The 18,669-nt window shown below is 60.5% G+C and carries 15 protein-coding genes; 3 read left to right on the top strand and 12 right to left on the bottom strand.

The features are described from left to right. Positions 1–144 precede the first annotated feature (144 nt). From NW829_RS06600 to NW829_RS06590, 3 genes are all read right to left on the bottom strand, one after another. Complete coding sequence (locus tag NW829_RS06600) at positions 145–420, bottom strand: BolA family protein (protein WP_011434256.1); 276 nt, start codon at positions 418–420, stop codon at positions 145–147. Between the two features lie 100 nt (positions 421–520). Further along, positions 521–1,537 carry a DNA adenine methylase gene (locus NW829_RS06595; RefSeq protein ID WP_414416709.1) on the bottom strand — a complete coding sequence of 339 codons (1,017 nt, stop codon included), beginning with the start codon at positions 1,535–1,537 and terminating at the stop codon, positions 521–523. Then, positions 1,489–3,462 (bottom strand): peptidase M3, encoded by a 1,974-nt coding sequence (locus NW829_RS06590; protein WP_414416708.1) that lies wholly within the window; start codon positions 3,460–3,462, stop codon positions 1,489–1,491. The genes NW829_RS06595 and NW829_RS06590 overlap by 49 nt, the downstream gene beginning before the upstream one ends. A 469-nt stretch (positions 3,463–3,931) precedes the next feature. Here NW829_RS06590 and NW829_RS06585 point away from each other — a divergent pair, with 469 nt between their 5' ends. After that, positions 3,932–5,482: a YifB family Mg chelatase-like AAA ATPase gene (locus tag NW829_RS06585; RefSeq protein ID WP_414413982.1), complete on the top strand. Its 1,551-nt coding sequence runs from the start codon at positions 3,932–3,934 to the stop codon at positions 5,480–5,482. Between the two features lie 87 nt (positions 5,483–5,569). Here the strand turns inward: NW829_RS06585 and recF are convergent, their stop codons facing one another. Both recF and NW829_RS06575 read right to left on the bottom strand, forming a co-directional pair. Next, positions 5,570–6,736 carry a DNA replication/repair protein RecF gene (gene recF / locus NW829_RS06580; protein ID WP_414416707.1) on the bottom strand — a complete coding sequence of 389 codons (1,167 nt, stop codon included), beginning with the start codon at positions 6,734–6,736 and terminating at the stop codon, positions 5,570–5,572. Positions 6,737–6,906: 170 nt separating this feature from the next. Beyond that, positions 6,907–7,284, bottom strand: a complete 378-nt coding sequence (locus NW829_RS06575; RefSeq protein ID WP_414413837.1) for a hypothetical protein — start codon at positions 7,282–7,284, stop codon at positions 6,907–6,909. A 244-nt stretch (positions 7,285–7,528) separates the two neighbouring features. Here NW829_RS06575 and mutS point away from each other — a divergent pair, with 244 nt between their 5' ends. Continuing rightward, on the top strand, positions 7,529–10,204 hold the full coding sequence (gene mutS, locus NW829_RS06570; protein WP_414416706.1) for a DNA mismatch repair protein MutS: 2,676 nt from the start codon (positions 7,529–7,531) through the stop codon (positions 10,202–10,204). A 12-nt stretch (positions 10,205–10,216) separates the two neighbouring features. Here the strand turns inward: mutS and NW829_RS06565 are convergent, their stop codons facing one another. After that, a complete protein-coding gene (locus NW829_RS06565) occupies positions 10,217–10,795 on the bottom strand; it encodes a cofactor assembly of complex C subunit B (RefSeq protein WP_414416705.1) in 579 nt (192 codons plus the stop codon). A gap of 575 nt (positions 10,796–11,370) precedes the next feature. Here NW829_RS06565 and sigC point away from each other — a divergent pair. Continuing rightward, positions 11,371–12,471, top strand: a complete 1,101-nt coding sequence (gene sigC, locus NW829_RS06560; RefSeq protein WP_011434275.1) for an RNA polymerase sigma factor SigC — start codon at positions 11,371–11,373, stop codon at positions 12,469–12,471. Here the strand turns inward: sigC and murJ are convergent. From murJ to NW829_RS06530, 6 genes are all read right to left on the bottom strand, one after another. Further along, positions 12,468–14,114 carry a murein biosynthesis integral membrane protein MurJ gene (murJ, locus tag NW829_RS06555; protein WP_414416704.1) on the bottom strand — a complete coding sequence of 549 codons (1,647 nt, stop codon included), beginning with the start codon at positions 14,112–14,114 and terminating at the stop codon, positions 12,468–12,470. The genes sigC and murJ overlap by 4 nt on opposite strands. Before the next feature lie 542 nt (positions 14,115–14,656). Further along, a complete protein-coding gene (locus NW829_RS06550; protein WP_414416703.1) occupies positions 14,657–15,487 on the bottom strand; it encodes a HEAT repeat domain-containing protein in 831 nt (276 codons plus the stop codon). A 33-nt stretch (positions 15,488–15,520) separates the two neighbouring features. Next, a complete protein-coding gene (locus NW829_RS06545) occupies positions 15,521–16,378 on the bottom strand; it encodes a phycobilisome rod-core linker polypeptide (RefSeq protein ID WP_011434279.1) in 858 nt (285 codons plus the stop codon). Between the two features lie 469 nt (positions 16,379–16,847). Then, entirely contained in the window at positions 16,848–17,330 is a 483-nt protein-coding gene (locus NW829_RS06540) for a phycocyanin subunit alpha (RefSeq protein WP_011434281.1), read from the bottom strand. A gap of 193 nt (positions 17,331–17,523) precedes the next feature. Beyond that, positions 17,524–18,042, bottom strand: a complete 519-nt coding sequence (locus NW829_RS06535) for a phycocyanin subunit beta (protein WP_011434282.1) — start codon at positions 18,040–18,042, stop codon at positions 17,524–17,526. Between the two features lie 236 nt (positions 18,043–18,278). After that, entirely contained in the window at positions 18,279–18,440 is a 162-nt protein-coding gene (locus NW829_RS06530; protein WP_414349720.1) for a hypothetical protein, read from the bottom strand. Between the last annotated feature and the right edge of the window lie 229 nt (positions 18,441–18,669).

The raw sequence follows: 18,669 nt of genomic DNA, 5'->3' as shown, positions 1-18,669 counted from the left end.
ATCCATGCGCAGCGTGGTAGGAATCTCCGGCCTTCAGGCCGGGGAGGATGTCAAGATTCCCGTTTGCGACAGCTTCAGCCCCTTTCTCAAAGGGAGAGAGGAGTTGAGGCGATGCACAGCCCGACTGGGAATGCTCCTCTTGGCTCAATTGGCTGATGAACCAGAATCCAGCCCCTGGAGTTGCTCCCACTGGGCGGGGGTAAAGGTGCGCAGGGCTAAAGCATGTAGGCGGCCATCCTGCAGGTAAGCTTTCAGGGCCTCATTCACCAGCCGGTGCTGTTTGATCAGGGGCAAGCCCTGGAATTGTTCCGCCACCACGATGGCCTGGAAATGATGGCCATCGCCGACAGTGTCTTCCACCTGCACCCTTGCGCCGGGTAGGGCAGCCCGTACCAATGCCTCAATTTCTCGTGGATCCATGCGCTGTTGTTCCCGTTGTCTCGTCGCGTCAGCGTTGCGGAGCAATAGTGTGTCCAAGCTCGAGATCCCGCCTTGGATCTCGACCTGCTCATCCATTACCCTAGATGGTTCCGGGGCAAAACGGGATCTCTTCCGGCCCACTGCAGGCGGTGGCCAGGCTGGGATGGCTCAGCACCAAGACCTCGGTGATGGGACCGCGTTTGTGGCCCTGGGCGCTGATGGCACGGCTGGCAGAGATGGTCTGGATGGGGTAATCCCGGTACAGTTCCCGCACAAAGGGGCAATCGGAATTGGAGAGCAGCACCTGCACGCCTCGGTCGGCCAATGTTCCAAACACTTCTCGCAGGCGGATCTGTTCCGCTTCGCCGAAGGCAAACCGGCTGTAGGCTGTGAAGCTGCTGCTGGCAGAAAGGGGATAGTAAGGGGGATCCAAATAGACGAAATCCCCGGGTTTGGCTCGTTCGAGCACCTGCCAAAACGGCTGCACCGCGATCTCCACGCCTTGTAAAACTCGTGCCACGGCCCGTAGGTTCTCCGCGTCGCAAATGCGGGGATTGCGGTAACGGCCCAAAGGAACATTGAACTCTCCCCGCGAGTTCTCCCGGTAGAGGCCGTTGAAACAGGTTTTGTTCAAGTACAGCAGGCGGGCAGCCCGTTGCGCCGGATCTTCAAATCGAGCCGCGCGGATGGTGTAGTAATAATCCCGGCTGTGGTGGGCTTGGTGGTGGCTGAGCAGGGCAATGATCTCCTCCACCTGATCCCGCACGCAGCGATACACATTCACCAGCTCAGGGTTGATATCCGACAAAACAAAGTGTCGAGAACCCGATGGGATCCCTTGGGCCAGATGAAAAAAGACCGCTCCACCCCCCAAAAAGGGCTCGTGATAGGTGTTCCAGGTGCGAGGGAAAAAGGGTTCGTATTGGCTGAGCAGTTGCCCTTTTCCCCCTGCCCATTTCAGGAAGGGACGCGCTTTAATGGCTGGTGCTGCCGGAGTGGGTTCGCAGGAGTCGGGCGCAGGATCTTCCCGCCGCAGGGCATGCCTACGTCCAAGAGAACAAGGGTGGGTCAGCGATCCGGATCCTCTTCCAGCAGCTTTTCTAGCGTCTCGATCCAATGCTCCAGCTCCTCCAGCGCCTGCAACACTCCCCCTGGGTCGCTCAGATTTGCCTGCAGCATCTGGGTGGTTTCTGCCAAAGTCAGGGATCCGGGCGGGCTGGCCAACCAACGGAGGTAGTGGGGCAGAAAGTTGCGCGGAGAATCATGATAGCGGCGGTGACAGGCCAAGGCCACCAGGCTGGCAAGGCTGGCCTGATAGGCACTGAAGGGGCGGAGAAACAGCTCCGGCATCCCCACCCAGTAGAACTGGTGTTCCGGCAACAGTTCCACCGCATCTCCGCACAGCTCCTGACACAGCTTCAACCACTCTTCGCTCACCCAGGAGGAGTAGGTTACACCGTTTTCCCATTCGGGGAGCCCCGACCGATAGAGAATCAGCTCCAGCCGACTGATCAAGCTCTGGTAAAACACCGCCTGCAACTGGGCTTCCAAATGGTGTATCAACAGGGCCTGGGCCAACTGGAGGCTGCTGGAGCGTTCCCGCCAGCGCTGCGGAGCAGTTTGCCCCTCTGGGTCGTAAAGAGCAGGCCTGCCCATGCGAGGGGATCCCACTGCTGAGGCAACCAGGTGATCCAGGAGTATTTGCTGCAAAAAGACGGTGTGAGCCTGCACCCCCCACGCTCGCGGCAGCAGTGCGGAACTCCCCTGCATCTCCTCCAGATCCAGCCAAACTTGGGGATCCTCAGGCCGGAGCCGCCGGCTGAGGGTGGCAAGGGTCTTCAACAAGAGCTCGCTCCCGCCGGATCCCGTTTCTCGCGACCTGGGCGAGAACTCCGTTTCGCCGGGGCGAAAGGCTGCGCCCGCTGCGCGATTGGGCTTGTCTGCCTCGATTGCCGAGCCGACTTCTAGCAGCCAGGGTTTGGCCTGGGCCGCACACTCGGGGCAGAAGTCCTGCAGGGCTGCCCAGATTAGAGAGGTGGCCTCAGCAGAGGTCAGGGGTGGAACGGGATCCCCCCAGGGCGCATGCAGATCGCAGATGCGAATGGAACGTCCCATGTTTCGGCTTTTGAGGCGGTAATAGCGCTGGAACAGATCCAACCGATCGCGGATCCCTTCCAATAGGTTCTCCAAAAAGGTCTGAGTCAGGCCCTGGCGGGCCAGATACAGCTCGGCAGCAGAGTCATAGCCCCGCCATTGGGCCTCCCACAGGTGGTCTCGGATCAGGGTGCTGAGGATAAACCCACCCAGATCGGCATGGGCTTCTAGGTGTTGGACTAGCCGCTGGTAGGCCACCCAGCGGATCTCCGCGCTGGCGTGAGTTTGTAAGCTCTGCAGCTGGACAAGAGTGTGCTCTGGGAGCGCAGCAGGCGAGTTCAGGGTCACTTGCCACAACTGCCGCCAAGCTAACCTTCCTGTTGGGTACTGTTGGTGGAGCAGGCACTCCAGAGGCTCCGGTTGTTGGTGACCCCGCTGCTGCAGGAGGCGACACAAAAACTGGCGAAAGGGGCGCAGCTCCGGCTCGGCACAAGCAGCGGCCAAGGGATCCGAGGGCCGATCCTCTCGCTCCTGCGGCGTCTCAGCTGCGGGTTCGCCGAGGGGAACGGCGGTCAGGGATTGCAGTTCCAGGGGGAAAAACAACAGCTGGCTCTGCAGGGAGATGACCCGCTCCAGATCCCTCCAGCTGGGGTCTGCCTTCGTCCAGGCCATCTCTGGTTCGGCCTCAGCCGGGATCGCTGTTGGAAGGCTGCTGCTCTCGCAACCCTCGGCAAGATGGGCTGCCAGGGCGAGCGCCTGCGTCAGCTCCGACAACTCCTGCAGCGCCACCGCCAGCTCTGGCGGGCTGAGCTGGACCACCTGCCCCCGGTAGCGCTGGGCAAACTGCTGCACCTGCTCCTCCAGTTCATTCCAGGTTAGGGCGCGCTTTTTCCCAGAGCCAGAGAAACGCTCGAAAGGGGGTTCAGCAGCAGGAAAGACCACCGGCATCAGCCTCCTAGAGATGGGGTCGTCCCTCTGTTGGCTTGTCGGCAGAGGGGTGTGCCCGCCTTTTGACCTCTGCCAAAGGGCAAATGGCTGGGGAAATCTGGGTTGGAGGTGCAGGCTGCGATCAGAGGGATCCGGATCCCTGCTATCCCCCCCTGGGGGTTCCCATCCTGGTCAGAACATAGCCTCACCGCTGCTGTGCTGCGCAAAGGCGGCAGCAACAGCCAACCCAAGCCTGAGCCATTCGGCAAGCTCGGATCCGGGATCCCGCATTCATTAAAGACTGCGACTGCGAAAACCGACGTGCCTCCTTGGGGGCAGGAAAAACCTGAGATGATTGTGACATTCTCCTTGGGCAAATGCAGCCGGCAGTGTGGGGATCCCAATTTCGGCCAGGATACGTGTTGGGACAGAATAGGCCTGCGGCCACTTGTGCAAAGGGTAAAAGAACTATCCGAGGGAGGTGACTGCATTGTTTGCCCAAGTCACTGCTGCCGCTCTGCTGGGACTCCGGGCCGTGCAGGTTACGGTGGAGGTGGATGTGGGCGGTGGCTTGCCCCAGATCACCTTGGTGGGACTGCCCGATACTGCCGTTCAGGAGGCCAAAGAGCGAGTGCGGGCGGCGATCAAGAACTCCGGCTTTGCTTTACCCCAGCGGCGGATCATCGTCAACTTGGCCCCTGCCGATCTGCGCAAAGAGGGCCCCAGCTTCGATCTGCCCATTGCCATCGGGATCTTGGCGGCCTCCGGGGTGATCGAGGGGGAAGCGCTGGCCAACACCCTGATGGTGGGGGAATTGGCCCTAGACGGCACCCTACGCCCGGTGGCCGGGGTTCTGCCTATTGCCGCCAGCGCTGCCGAGATGGGGATCCGCCGCCTGGTGGTACCCCAGGAAAATGGGCCGGAAGGAGCGGTGGTGCAAGGGATCCAAGTGTATGGGTTGCCTTCCTTGGCGGCGGTGGTGAACTGGCTGCAGCACCCGAACGGGGTTAAGCCGATCCAGATCCAACCGCAACAGATGGTGTCGGCCAATTGGGAATCCCCTCTGGACTTGGCGGACGTAAAAGGACAAGAACACGCCCGGCGGGCCTTGGAGATAGCGGCGGCAGGTGGGCACAACCTGTTGCTGGTGGGCAGCCCTGGGGCGGGCAAAACCATGTTGGCCCGGCGACTGCCCGGCATTTTGCCCCAGTTGCAGTGGGAAGAGATGTTGGAGATCACCCGCATCTACTCGGCAGCCGGCCTGTTGCGGCAAAATCTCCACCTGGGTGGACAAACCGCCTTGATCACCCAGCGGCCCTTTCGCGCTCCCCACCATTCGGCTTCGGCAGTGGCGCTGGTGGGTGGCGGCCCCTACCCCAAGCCCGGGGAAATCTCGCTGGCCCACCATGGCATCCTGTACCTGGATGAGCTGACGGAATTCCGGCGGGAGGTGCTGGAGGTGCTGCGCCAACCCCTGGAAGATGGCAAGGTTACCATCTCCCGCGCCCGCGTTTCCCTGGAGTTTCCCGCCCAAACCACCCTGGTGGCCTCCACCAACCCCTGTCCCTGCGGCTTCTACGGGGATCCCGTTCACCCCTGCACCTGTACGCCGCAACAGCGGGAGCGCTACTGGTCCAAGCTCTCCGGCCCGCTGCTGGATCGCATCGACCTGCAGGTGCGGGTCAACCGCCTTAAGCCGGAAGAAATTGTCCGCGCCCAGGGCGGCGAATCTTCCCAAGCGGTGCAGCGGCGGGTGGAGCGGGCACGACAACGGCAGCGGCAGCGCTTTCAAAACGAGCCTGGGATCCACTGCAACGCCCAGATGCAATCCCGCCACCTGCGGCAGTGGTGCTCCCTTTCGGATCCCTGTCGCAAGCTCTTGGAGAACGCCATCCAAAAGCTGGGCCTGTCTGCGCGGGGGAGCGACCGCATCCTCAAGGTGGCCCGCACCATCGCCGATCTCGAGGGCGCGGAGGCCATTGCCCCCACCCACATTGCCGAAGCGATTCAATACCGCAGCCTGGATCGCGCTCGGCTGTAGAGCTCAAGCGCTCGGCGCCGCTGACGCGACCACCCCCAGCCCCCCTCCCAGAGGGAGTTTCCCTTACCGCCAGAGCTCCGGTCTGTCCTACGGGATCCCACCCCCTGTTTTGTCGGGAAAAAGCTGTCCCCCCTGCACCTGAAGGATTTGGGCGGCCTTGAGCCAGCCGGCGTCAAAGGATCCCAGATGGGTGGTGGTAACCAAGGTTTGCACGCGCTCCTGAATGGCTTCCAAGAGCTGGTTTTGCCGGTGCAGATCCAGCTCGGCCAGCACATCGTCCAACAGCAGCAAGGGCGGATCCCTGACCACCTGCTCGATCAGCTCCAGCTCCGCCAATTTCAGAGCCAAAACCAGAGTGCGCTGCTGGCCTTGGGATCCATAGGCGCGGGCGGCAACTCCGTTAATGCACAGCTCCACTTCATCCCGATGGGGGCCCACCAGAGAGCTGCCCAGGGAGTGTTCGGCGGCGGCTTTGGCGCGGATCTCGGCCAAAAACTGGGCTTGGATCACTTCGGGGCTGGCCTGGGGATCCGGCAGGGGCACTTGGGGTCGATAGGTAAGGGTCAGGGTTTCCCGTCCACCGCTAATGACCCGGTGCCAGTGAGCAGCCAAAGGCTCCAGCCGTTGCAGCAGCCGGGCGCGGCGGCGCATAATTCGGCTACCGGTGGTGGCCAGTTGGGCATCCCAGAAGGCCATCTGCGAGAACTGAACGCCAGCAGCCGCTTGCGTTAGCGGGACAGAGTCCTTGGGATCCTGCTTCAAAAGGGCGTTGCGCTGCCTGAGGATCTGGCGATATTGCTCCACCAGGCCGAGATAAACCGGCTCCAGTTGCAGCAACACCCCGTCCAACCAATGGCGCCGCGTCTCCGGAGCGCCCCGCACCAGCTCCAGATCCAGGCTGGAGAACACCACCGCATTCACCTGTCCCAAAAAGTCCGCCTGGCGGCGCAGCACCTGCCCGTCCACCTTCAGGGATCGCCTGCCGCTGCTGCGCAGCTCCATCACCAGCTCATGGGCCACACCCAGCCGTTCAACCGTGGCGGCAATCCGCGCCTGCTGTTCTTCTTGATGCACCAGCTCCCGATCCCGGCTGGCCCGCCGCGAGCGCAAGGTGGCCAACAGCTCCACCGCTTCCAGCAGGTTGGTCTTACCCTGGGCGTTCTCCCCCACCAGGATGGTTTTGGGCGCGTCAAAGGTGATCTCTTGCTCCCGGTAGTTGCGAAAGTGCCACAGGTGCAGGAAACGCAGGTACACCAAGGGAGATGTAAAGACGCGATCAGTCAGTATTCGAGAAGAACAGCCCCCGCTCTGGGGGCTTTCACTTTAACCCAACTCCAGCAGGGGCCAGAGAAGATAGAGGGGTTAACCCCGGAAACTCAGCCAGCAGGGATCCCTTCTATCCCCTCAGTTCAGGGTAGGCCAGATCAGCGCCTACTCAGGGCAGCCACCCCTCCGAGGCGCTCAGCCGCCAACAGATGGAGGGCTGCGCGGGCAGAGTAGCGGGCAGCTTTGCTGCGACTGTAGTCGGCGAAGGTGTAGCTGCCGGGATCCGTACTCACGTTGCCCAACAGGTTCTGCACTTGATTCTGCAGGTCAGAGACGCTGCCGGAGTTGATGTTGGCGAAGGCCATCTCCGCTTGCAGCCGGCTGAGGTACTCCTGAGCCCGGAAAGGGGCCTCGAAGAAGGAACGGCCAGGGCGGCCCATGAAACCCAGCTCCGCTGCCCCGCTGAGCTTGCGCCGGGGATCCCAGCACCAGGGGGGTGAGGAGCACCAAAATCGGCAGAGAACAGCCGAGGGCACGGGTGAAGGAGGAACGAATCCTTTGCCAAGCCACTCGGCCTTACCTCAGGGGGGATCCGACTACCCTGGGCGAGGTCATTTCAACCAACTGCGAAATGGCAATTACCTAGCTTCCCTCTCCCCAGAGGAGGAGGGCTGGGGAAATGTCTCATACTTCATCTAGATCTAGAATGGCCCAAGCTGATCGGTCCGGTTTGGCCAGGCTCTCAACCTTGAGCCCATTGCTTGCAAACGTTTTGATGCCATGACTTCTCCCGCCGAGCATACTTGGAATGCCCTGGAGGTGGATCCCACCCTCCTCACCCCCATGATGCAGCACTACGTAGAGCTGAAGCGGCAATACCCGCACGCCATTCTGCTCTACCGCCTGGGGGATTTCTACGAGATGTTTTTCCAGGATGCGCAAGTGGTGTCGCGGGAGCTGGAGCTGGTGCTCACCGGGCGAGAAGCAGGGGCCATAGGGCGGGTACCCATGTGCGGGATCCCTTACCACGCCTTTGACCGCTATGCCGCCCAGTTGGTGGCCAAAGGCTATGCCCTGGCCGTCTGCGACCAGATGGAGCCGGCAGATCAGGCCAAGGGCTTGGTGCGGCGGGAAGTGACGCGGGTGATCACCCCTGGCACCGTCCTCGAAGAGGAGCTGCTGCAGGCGCGGCAAAACAACTACCTGGCAGCCGTCGTGCGGCTCAAAGGATCGAAGCAGGCTCCCTGCCGCTGGGGCCTAGCCTATGCGGATATCTCCACCAGCGAGTTCTGGGTGTGTCAAAGCGAGGGGCAAGAGCAACTGGAGCAGGAACTGGCCCGGCTGCAGCCGGCAGAGGTTTTGCTGCCCACCGAGGAGGGACTGGGCCTGGGTCTACTGCGGCCCGGGGATCCCCAAGGGCCTTTGGGGCTACCCGGCCAGTACGCCTATACGCTGCGCCCAGCGGAGCCTTTCGAGTTGGCGGTGGCGCGGGAGAACCTAATGCAAACCTACGGCCTGCGCTCTCTGGAGGGATTGGGCTGCGAGGGGCTGCCCCTAGCTATTCGAGCGGCGGGGGGGCTGTTGCACTATTTGGAGGAGACGCAAAAGAACCTAGTGCAGCCCTCTCCTCAGGGGGGCCATCCGCTCCTGCGTCCCCCTCGCACCTATCAGTTGACGGATTACCTCATCTTGGATCCCCAAACCCGCCGCAACTTGGAGCTGACCCAGACCATCCGCGAGGGATCCTTTGTCGGATCCCTGCTCTGGGTGCTGGATCACAGCCGTACAGCCATGGGGGGGCGCACTTTGCGGCGCTGGCTAATGCAGCCTTTGCGGGATTCGGAGCAAATCCGCCTTCGCCAAGACACCATCCAAGAGCTTTTGGAAAACCCTTCTCTGCGGGCCCGCCTGGGATCCCTTCTGGACTCTCTGTACGACCTGGAGCGGCTGGCCAACCGCGTCGGATCGGGCACCGCCAACCCGCGCGAGATGGTGGCCCTGGGATCCTCCTTGGGCAAACTGCCCCAACTGGCCGAGCTAGTGGCTGAGGCCAAAACCCCCCTCCTGCAGAGCCTACAGCAAGTGGATCCCGCCCTGGTGGATCTGGGCCGCCGCATTGAGCACACCCTCTTGCCCTCGCCCCCGCCCATCCTTACCGAAGGGGGTCTGATCCGGCCCGGGGTGGATCCGGAGCTGGACAGGCTGCGGCAACAGGTGGAGCAAGACCGCCAGTGGATTGCCCAGTTGGAAAAAAGCGAGCGCGACCGCACCGGCATCCCCACCCTCAAAGTGGGCTTCAACAAGGCCTTCGGCTATTACCTCAGCATCAGCCGCGCCAAGGCCCACCAGGTGCCCAAAGAGTACATCCGCAAGCAAACCCTGACCAACGAAGAGCGGTTCATTACCCCTGAGCTGAAAGAAAAAGAGGCCCGCATTCTCACCGCCCAGACCGACATCAACCAGCAGGAATACGAGCTGTTTGTGCAGCTGCGCCAGCAGGCGGGATCCCAGACCGAGGCCATTCGCCAAGTGGCCCAGACCCTGGCTGCTGTCGATGCCCTGTTTGGCCTGGCGGAAGTGGCCGTGCAGCAGGGCTACACCCGTCCCCTCCTCACAACAGACCGCCGGCTCATGCTCGAGGAGGGTCGCCACCCGGTGGTGGAAAAATCCCTGCCCCAGGGCCTCTTCGTGCCCAATTCGGTGCAACTGGGATCCCCCCACGGCCCGGATCTCATCGTCCTCACCGGCCCCAACATGTCCGGCAAGTCTACCTACCTGCGGCAAATTGGGCTCATCCAAATCCTGGCCCAGATGGGCAGCTTTGTCCCCGCGCGGCGGGCAGAGTTGGGCCTCTGCGACCGCGTATTTACCCGCATTGGCGCTGTGGACGATCTGGCTACCGGCCAGTCCACCTTCATGGTGGAAATGAACGAGACCGCCAACATCCTCAACCACGCCGGCGAGCGATCCCTGGTGCTTTTGGACGAGATTGGCCGCGGCACCGCTACCTTCGATGGCCTTTCCATTGCCTGGGCGGTGGCGGAATACCTGGCCACTCAGGTGCGCGCCCGTACGGTCTTTGCCACCCACTACCACGAGCTCAACCAACTGGAGACCTTGCTGCCCAACGTGGCCAACTTTCAGGTGGTGGTCAAGGAATTGCAAGATCGCATCATCTTCTTGCACCAGGTACAGCCTGGGGGGGCAGATCGCTCCTATGGCATCGAGGTGGGACGCATGGCCGGCCTGCCCCAGCCGGTGATCGAGCGGGCCAAACAGGTGCTGGCCCTAGTGGAAAAACACAGCCGCATCGGCCTGGGCCTGCGCAACCAAGGAAAAAGCCAACCTGCCCAGAAGAACTGCAAAAAAGAGCCCGCTCCCAATCGCAGCCCCGATTCCGCCGTTGGGGATCAACTGTCTTTGATCCCAGCACCTCTCTCTCCCGATTGGCCTTAGACTCCCCTACCCCTAATCCAGATCCCGTTCTTGCAACCCCAGGGCTGCAGCCAGCCCATCCAGCTCATCCCGATGCCCCTCCACCCACAGGTGGGATCCAGAAGCCGTTGGCGTTCGTTCCCAGGACGAGAGCGGGACAGAGTCCTCGTCGGCTTCCTGCAGTTTCAGGCGGATTTGTTCCGGGCGTTGGTTGCGCTGCCGGTAGTACCAACCCGCCCAAGGAGAAGCCAGCACCACCATCCAGGGCCAAGCTCCCCACCCCGGCTCAAGGGTCTGCAGCACCAAGGCCAAACAGGCCAGTCCCGTCCCCGCCAGCCCCGTCAAAAAAAGGGCCAGCCCCACGCTAGCCTGACCCTGCCCTGCAAAGGTGGCGATCCCCTCGGCATCGGCGGACTGGAGACGATAGCCGCGCCCTTCCAAGTGCTCTCGCAGAGCGGATCCCATTTCTTCCAGGCTGCGACTGCTAAAGTAGAGGCGACTCTCCACGCGATCCTTGCCCGCAGCTCGCAGAAAAAAGAATAGACCGATGGCCAATAGAGTCGTCAACGCCAAGGTTGAAACCTTTTCCCCCGTCAGCGGGGCTATGGCCAACCCAAGTGCCTGAGCAGAGCCCAGTCCGCCCAGAGGAAGGGGGTTGACCTGTTCGGGGAGTCTGGCTCCCCCACAGCTGGGTGGGATAGGTGAATAGGAACAGTTCATCGAATAGAATCGAATAGATTGGAATAGGCAAAGCAATTTACACGCTACCTTTGAAGTTTAGACCCTCTAGGATGGATGGGTTACTTCCCCCAAGGACGACCTGCCGGGTTTACCCTGAGGACAATACGCTTTTTCGCAGTGGCGGTGACGGTTGAACTGGGGGGATCCTACGCTGGATCTCATGTCTCTGGGCTGAGAAATGCAACTATAATTAAGTTATGATAAGGGGCTCACGCTCTCCGTGTGACCCCTCCGCTGCTACTTCAGCCTTTCCCTATGGGGCATGGGCAGGAGGTCCGGTTGAGGAAGAGGTCAATGTATGATTTCCTCTGACTGCTGTAAGGCGTTGAGCAGGCGCGAAGTTACCGTTGGGGAACACTTAAGCTTAACTTGCTCCACATCACTGACCATTCCTCTCTCAGCCCACTGAACTGCCTACCCCTGTCGCTACATCAGCAACACCCTACATGTCTAACTACGAACCTGAACTCAACGACATTTTGTTGGATGGCCCCGCCGATCTCCTCGAGGCTGCCGAAGAAGCAGAGGTGGATCTGGCCGATGGCGAGTTTCTGGAAGAGGAGCCGACCCGCCGCTCCACTGATCTGGTGCGCCTCTATTTACAGGAGATTGGTCGTGTTCCTCTTTTGGGGCGCGATGAAGAGGTGGCCCTGGCCCAAAAAGTCCAAGACTACATGAAGCTCTTGGATTTGCGCCTGCGCCTGCAGAAAGAGTTGGGACGGGATCCCACTCTTGCGGAATGGGTGGCCAAGGCCAACCAGTACCCCGAGTGGGCGCAACTGACCCCTGAAAAGCTGCAGCAGATTCAGCGGATTGGCAAGCGTGCCAAAGAACACATGATCAAGGCCAACCTGCGCCTGGTGGTGTCGGTGGCGAAAAAGTACCAAAACCGCGGCTTGGAGCTGTTGGATCTGATCCAAGAGGGTACGCTGGGCCTGGAGCGAGCGGTGGAAAAGTTCGACCCGAAAAAGGGCTACCGCTTCAGCACCTACGCCTACTGGTGGATCCGGCAGGGCATTACCCGCGCCATTGCCACCCAAAGCCGTACCATTCGCCTGCCCGTCCACATCACCGAGAAGCTGAACAAGATCAAAAAAGCGCAGCGCAAGCTCTCCCAGGAAAAGGGCCGTACTCCCACCATCGAAGACATCGCCTCCGAGCTGGAGATGACCCCGCCCCAGGTGCGGGAACTGTTGGTGCGGGTGCCGCGCTCTGTATCTCTAGAAACCAAGGTGGGCAAAGACAAGGACACCGAACTGGGGGATCTGCTGGAAACCGACGACATTTCTCCAGAAGAGACCATGATGCGGGAAGCCCTGCATCGCGATCTACAGCAGTTGCTCTCGGATCTCACCAGCCGCGAGCGGGATGTGATCCGCATGCGTTTCGGCTTGGGGGATGGGCGCACCTATTCGCTGGCGGAAATCGGTCGCGCCTTGGATCTGTCGCGAGAGCGGGTGCGGCAAATTGAGGCCAAAGCCCTGCAGAAGCTGCGTCAGCCGAAGCGGCGCAACCGGGTGCGGGATTACCTGGAAGCCATCAGCTAGTTCCGGCTTGCCAACTTGCTCCCCCGGCGTCCTACCCGTTTCCGCAGTTGGGCTGCTACCCACTCCACTTCTGGGATCCGCAGGTAGAGAGCTCCGGCGGCGAACAAGCTTAGACCTAAACCCGCGGCCAGCCCGGCCCAAATGATGGCGGTGAGCAGGGGAGACCCCACAATCTCGTAGGAGCGCAGTTGGGTCCACAGCCAATGGCTGAGCCCCCCGGCCAAGACGGTGATCCCCAGCAACGGCAGCAGGGCTTGTCCCATCTCCCGCCAAGGGATCCCCGGCAGGTGCCGGTGCAGCCGGATTCCCAAACCGATCAGCGCCACCAGATTAACCCCCGCCGTGGCCAGGGCAATGCCCGGCGCTCCAAAAGCCTGCAAAAATAGAAAGTCCAGTAGGGCATTCAGGCCAATGGCCATGCTGCTGATGCGCAGAGGCGTAGCCCCATCCTCCAGGGCATAGAAGATCCGCACCAGCACATCCCGCAGCAGGTAACCGGTCATCCCCAGACCATAGGCCATGAGCAGGGCTGCCACCTCTTGTGTCACCTCCGGCGTAAAGCGCCCCCGCTGGTAGGCCACTTGGACAATGGGCTCGGCCAAAGCCACCAACAGCATCGACAGGGGCAGGGTCACAATTGCCGTAAGCATCAGCCCTTGGCGGATACGCTGGCGCAGCTCCGGCCAACGGGATCCATCCCCTGCCAACTGGGCATAGAGAGGCATCAAGGGCACCAGCACCATGTTGGAGAGGATCCCCAGCGGCGTTTGTACCAGAAGCTGGGCATATCCCAAGTTGCCGATGGTGCGATCCCCAGGTACGAAAGAGGCAAAAAACAGATCCACATAAACATTGATGTGGATCATCCCGGAGGAGATCACCGCCGGCAACATCAGCAAGCCCACCGCCCGTACCTGCGGGGATCCCCACTCAAAGCGCAGGCGCGGTCGCCCCAGCCCTAACCGCATCTGGAGCGGAACTTGGGCCAACCATTGGGCAATGGCCCCGATGAGCACGCCCCAGGCCAGCAAAGTTGGGATCCCCGTCCATCCCAGCGTGACCAGGATCCCGATCACCGCCAAGCTGGAGATCAGCGGGCTAAGGGCAGGCAAGGCGTAGTGTTCGGCAGCATTCAGCGCTCCAAAGCCGATGCCAATCCACCCCGAGAGCAAGGCCAAAGGGGCCATGATCCGCAGTTGCGCAGCGGCCAGAGCATGGACTTCGGGGCTGGCTCCCGGCGCATTCAGGCGCACCACCCAGTCCGCTCCCCACCAAAGGCCCAAGCTGACCAGCAGGAGCAGGCAGCCTACCAAGGTGGAAATGGATTCCAGCCAGGCAGCCGCATCCTCCCTGTCCCGATCCCGCTGCTTTCTGAGGACACTGACGATGGCGCTGTGAAAAGGGCCGTTGATCCCTCCCAGCAGAATCAACAGAAAACCGGGCAGGATGTAGGCTACCCCGAAGGCGCTGTACTCCGGCCCCGAGCCATACACTGCTGCAATCAAAGCTTGGCGAATAAAGCCTATGCCCTTACTGAGCAAGGTCGCCCCGGCCACCAAGCCCGCCACCGACATCAACGAACGGGATGGCCCTGCTGAAGGAGATCCCCCAGGGATCTCTTCCTGAGTGGCAGACTCCTCCATTACCTTGTGTCCTGCACCCCAACCACTGCCTCAACAACAAACTGATCCCGGATCCCTCTTTGAATCCCAGGAGCCGCTTCCCATTATCGGGAATATCGAACCCTTCTGGGCAATTGTCGGGCATTAGCTGGATCCCTTGGGCAGGCAGCGAGCTTGTCAGGCCAACAGTTGCCGTTCCTGTTCCAGTTGCTGCAACAGATGCTCATCCCCCCGGTCGCGTCAGCGGGACGGCGTCCTTTGGGTTTCCTCGACCAAGGTCATGAAGTGCTTCCGAGAGGAAACTTGAGGGGATCCCTTGCACCTCAGGGATCCTTGCTGTTGCCCTTGCTCCAAAACTGAGGGCGGCACCTCGATACGGGAAGGCAAAAGACTGAGGCAGTGCTACAGCCACGGAGCCCAACCCTGGTGCCGAGCGGACAGATTCTGACGGCTTTGAATCGCTGCAGAGGGATGCACAAACTCATGGGCAATGCCTTGATAGGTCAGTTGCAAAGGACTCCGTCCCGCTAATGTGAACAGCAAGGGCCCAGAAGCACCACCGCTCACAGCAGCTCGTCGATCAGCCGCAGCACCTGCTGCAGCTCAGCACCGGGGATCCTTTGATGTTGTTCCAGGTTGATCTCCACCAACTGTTTGAGGGCGAGGAGCTTCAGGTTGACCTCCACCGCCGCCACCGCAATGGCTTGTGCTGCCGGCAAATAGCCACTGGCCCCCAAATCCAAAAGGGCAGCCCGCCGCAGATGGATGTTGTGGTGATTCAACACCGACAGCAGGCGCTGAGCAAAAGTCGGATCCCCAGTGAGACGATAGCAGGCCCGTGCCGCCGCACATTGCAAACGGATGGAAGTGTGCTCTAGGTAGGGACAGATTGGCTCCAGAGCAGCGGTCACTTGCAGTTGTCCAAGAGCCTCGATAATGGCCTCTAGGGCGGCTTGGGCTTCTGTTTGCAGTCCTCGCTCCACACGGCGCAGCCCTTCTAGCAAAGCGGATCCCAGCTTTTCCACTTCGTCGGGATCCCTATGGAGGTTGTTGGCAAAGGCAATCTCAACCAGCGCCTGGGCAGCCGCTGCCACCACTTGGCCATCGGAGCAAGACAAAGCCGCCTTCAGGGGAGGGATCCCGGCGAGGGATCCCAGTTTACCCAAAGCACGAGCAGCGTTGCGCCGCAGCGGATATCCCCCTTGAGCGGTGCGATCCGTTTCATCGGCCAGGGCCTCGATCAGGGCAGGGATCCCTTCGGCAATGCGCATGCGCCCCAGCCACCAAGCCGCATAGTAGCGTTCCCCTGGATCCCCGTGGCGCAGCTTGGCGATTTGTCCAGCCGGGGTGAGATCCACCGACGGATTGGGATCCAGAGGAACAGCAGTGGTCATGGAATCAACAACGGAGAGGACACCGAGAAGGGATCAAGCGCTGCGGACACTGACGATCTTGGCGCCCGATTTGAGCAACCGCTGCATTGTTGCCGACAGTTGATCGGCAGAGACGAAAATCTGCTGGTTGGATTTGCGCACTCGGCTGGAAGTGGCCAGCGCCGAAGGCGGATTCAGCAGTCGGGTCACTTCCACACAGAACATGCGATCCGACTGGCCCGTTGGCGGCCCCAGGTGTTTGGAAATGGGGCTGGGCGGCAGCAGGCCCCGCACCCCAATGCGGCGAATGGCCGGGGTAAACCCGGTGGCCAAAGGCATCATCAGACGGGGTCTGGGCCCTTGGGAGCGATCGTTGTTGGCGTAGCCCCCGTAGAGAGCGAAGAGATTGGTAAAGTCGCGGGTGGAATGAGCCTTGCGGTATTCAAACCCACGCGGGTAGGGGACGATGTTGTCTCCAAAAGCTTCTAGGTATTCTGGGCTGTCGATGTAGGAATCGATCTCCGCGCTGTGGCCGCCAGATTGGTAGATGTCCAAATGGCGGGCGATGTCTTTGGGGCTGGTGGGAGCGCGTCCCAGCAGATGCTTGAAATTGAGCTCGATGGCCCGGGTTTGCGAGTTGGGGTAGAAAAACCGCTTTTTGTAGGCTTCGGACTTGGCGATCAATCGCACAAACTCCCGCACCGTCAGGCTGCCCTGGCGCAGCAGCGATTCCGCACTGGCTAGCTCCTTCCTATCGGCCCCAAACAAATGGTCGTTGCCCAGCACCTGACGGTAGATGGCCCGCAGCACCGCATTGAGCTGATCCTGGCTGGCGTTGGGGCGCAACTCCAGTGGGGTGGTCTCCGTAATGCCCCGGATCCCCATCCGGCTTGCCGCTGTAATTGCACTCATGCTAATTCCCCCGATTGAACTGAATGGACACAGATTGAGAACAAGCTTGCGTTTAGGGTCATTTCGATTCAAGCTAGGACATTGCACCCACACCTAAAGTGTTGGTTGCGTCGTCGCGTCGGCGTTGCGGAGCAATAATGCAGGGGGCCAAAAGGCTTTTCAAGGACTCCGTCCCGCTGGCGCGATCAATAGCCCAGGCGTCTCACCCTAGCCTGAAACGACTGTAGAAATCGAAAACTAAAATTAGAAATCAAAAATCGGCAGCCCCAAGCTGCAGAAGAGCAACAGTGGCGCCTTCCTATTGGGGAGACTGATCCGCAAACCCACGTGGTCAAACGTATCTCTCCGCAACGTAGCAGGCTCACCACCGTTGCCCTCAACAACCTTCCCTCGCCATCCCCCCTGGTTTATGGGATGAGCCAACTGGCTAGCCGGCGTCGCCCTTTTAGAGGGATCCCAAGCCAAGGGTTTAGCTGAGCGCGTTGATGGCGTAGTCGATGTAGGTGTTGGCTTCGGTGGCCGCTTGCCCGGTCAGGCCGTGGTTGGCTTTGATGTAGCGCAGGGCTTCGATGAACCAACTGGGGGAGAGTTCAAAAGCGGCGTTGATCTCGCGGATCCCGGCCAACTGATACTCGTCCAGAGGACCGGTGCCACCGGCTACCAAGCAGTAGGTGATGTAGCGCAGGTAGTGGCGCACGTCGCGGGCGCACTTGTCTTTGCCGGCTTGGGTGTGGCACTGCCCACCGGGTTGGGTGGTGTAGGGGAACTTGGCGTAAACCGCTTCGGTGGCACCGCGCACCAGCTCGTCGGCACGGCTGCTCAGAACTCGGGCGGCTTCCATGCTGGCGGCAGCCCGCTGAAAACGGCCATTGATGGCCTGCAATTCGCTGTTGCTCAGGTAGCGCCCTTGGCTGTCGGCAGTGGCGATGGCGTCAACAATTGGGGTTTGCATGATTCAAAACGCTCCTTTACTTAACTCAAGCTCAATGCAAAAAACAAAGCAAAAGATTCAAAGTCTCAACTGCAAAATCGCTGCAAAACAGGTTACTTTTCCAGGGATCCCCTGCCAACCCGAGTTGTCTTAGATCCCAGAGAGGTCTTCACAACTGGATCCGGACACAACAGAAACTTCAGTCCACAAGGGATCAAACCACAGCGGCAGCAGCGCGATCGAAGTAGGATTCGATTTCGGCAATCAGAGCGCTGCAGTCACCCCGGGTGATGCCGTTGGGGTCGTTTACCACCGCCACCGCAGCCTTTTTCATCTTTTGGATACCGTTGGCCACTGAGCTGCCGGGGGTGCCCAAGGCTTGATAGGTTTCCCGCAGGCCGTTCAGGCAGCGCTCGTTCAGCACACTGGCATCTCCGGCTGCCACTGCGTAGGTGATGTAGCGGAGAATAATGTCCATGTCCCGCATACAGGCGGCTACGTTACGACTGGGGTAGGCAGGGCCACCGGGAGCGTTCAAATTGGGCTCCTCGGCAAACAACTGACGGATGGCATCGGTCACGATCTTGGAGGCATTGCTGGTGAGGCGGTTCACAGCATCCAAACGCTTGTTCCCCTCAGCAATTACCTGCTGGAGAGCGGCAAACTCGTTCTCTCCCAAAAAAGCGCCTTTGGAGTCAGCTTGGGCAACAACTTTGCCAAATACATCGTTCATGGTTTTGAATCTCCCTAGCGAAAGTAAAAGAGGTTATGAATCCACATTCCCTGCAGCGGACAAGAGAGCACCTGCCGGCCAGGAATGCAACACCGCTTGGATCCCCAGTGCCGAGAGGTGCTGTTTAACTCACAGAACCGCCGACGGGATCGAAGCCGATAGAACCAAGATGAGCAAGCGAAGCTCGCCCCCAGAGCCAGGCCACCATCTACGGGATCGGACTTGGACAAGAAGCCTCAGCCGCTGCTGGCAACCTCAACTGGCAGACGAGAAGAAGCTGGCTCGCCTTGTTTCCAGTCTTTTTCTACCGCGAAGGCAAGAAGCGATGAAATCAAAAAATGTAAATCGGCTTTACCTCGCGCAAAAAGGCTTAGATCGGTTTTCAATCTGTTTCCCATCTGGGATCCCGGCCAATGCTCCCTATCTTTCGTAGCGGCAGTTTTTTACAAAAGAGAACGTTTCTTGACCTAGCTTTACAACGTGAAGAAAGATGTCAGCCTCAATCGCGGCTTTGCGGCTTGGAAGGGAGCCATTTCAGTGTCAGAGCGAACATTCTCATAAAGGATACATAATTTAACAAAACGCGCGGAATTCCCCACCCTCTGTAGGGTGGGGATGGATAGCGCC

Source organism: Synechococcus sp. R55.8, from assembly GCF_047461895.1.
Lineage (GTDB): Bacteria > Cyanobacteriota > Cyanobacteriia > Thermostichales > Thermostichaceae > Thermostichus.
This window is presented reverse-complemented; position numbering and strand designations above follow the sequence as displayed.

Coding starts and splice junctions, on each gene's coding strand:
- NW829_RS06600 (WP_011434256.1), bottom strand. CDS start 420: ATGGATCCACGAGAAATTGAGGCATTGGTACGGGCTGCCCTACCCGGC.
- NW829_RS06590 (WP_414416708.1), bottom strand. CDS start 3,462: ATGCCGGTGGTCTTTCCTGCTGCTGAACCCCCTTTCGAGCGTTTCTCT.
- mutS (WP_414416706.1), top strand. CDS start 7,529: ATGACTTCTCCCGCCGAGCATACTTGGAATGCCCTGGAGGTGGATCCC.
- sigC (WP_011434275.1), top strand. CDS start 11,371: ATGTCTAACTACGAACCTGAACTCAACGACATTTTGTTGGATGGCCCC.
- murJ (WP_414416704.1), bottom strand. CDS start 14,114: ATGGAGGAGTCTGCCACTCAGGAAGAGATCCCTGGGGGATCTCCTTCA.
- NW829_RS06550 (WP_414416703.1), bottom strand. CDS start 15,487: ATGACCACTGCTGTTCCTCTGGATCCCAATCCGTCGGTGGATCTCACC.
- NW829_RS06545 (WP_011434279.1), bottom strand. CDS start 16,378: ATGAGTGCAATTACAGCGGCAAGCCGGATGGGGATCCGGGGCATTACG.
- NW829_RS06540 (WP_011434281.1), bottom strand. CDS start 17,330: ATGCAAACCCCAATTGTTGACGCCATCGCCACTGCCGACAGCCAAGGG.
- NW829_RS06535 (WP_011434282.1), bottom strand. CDS start 18,042: ATGAACGATGTATTTGGCAAAGTTGTTGCCCAAGCTGACTCCAAAGGC.
- NW829_RS06530 (WP_414349720.1), bottom strand. CDS start 18,440: ATGGGAAACAGATTGAAAACCGATCTAAGCCTTTTTGCGCGAGGTAAA.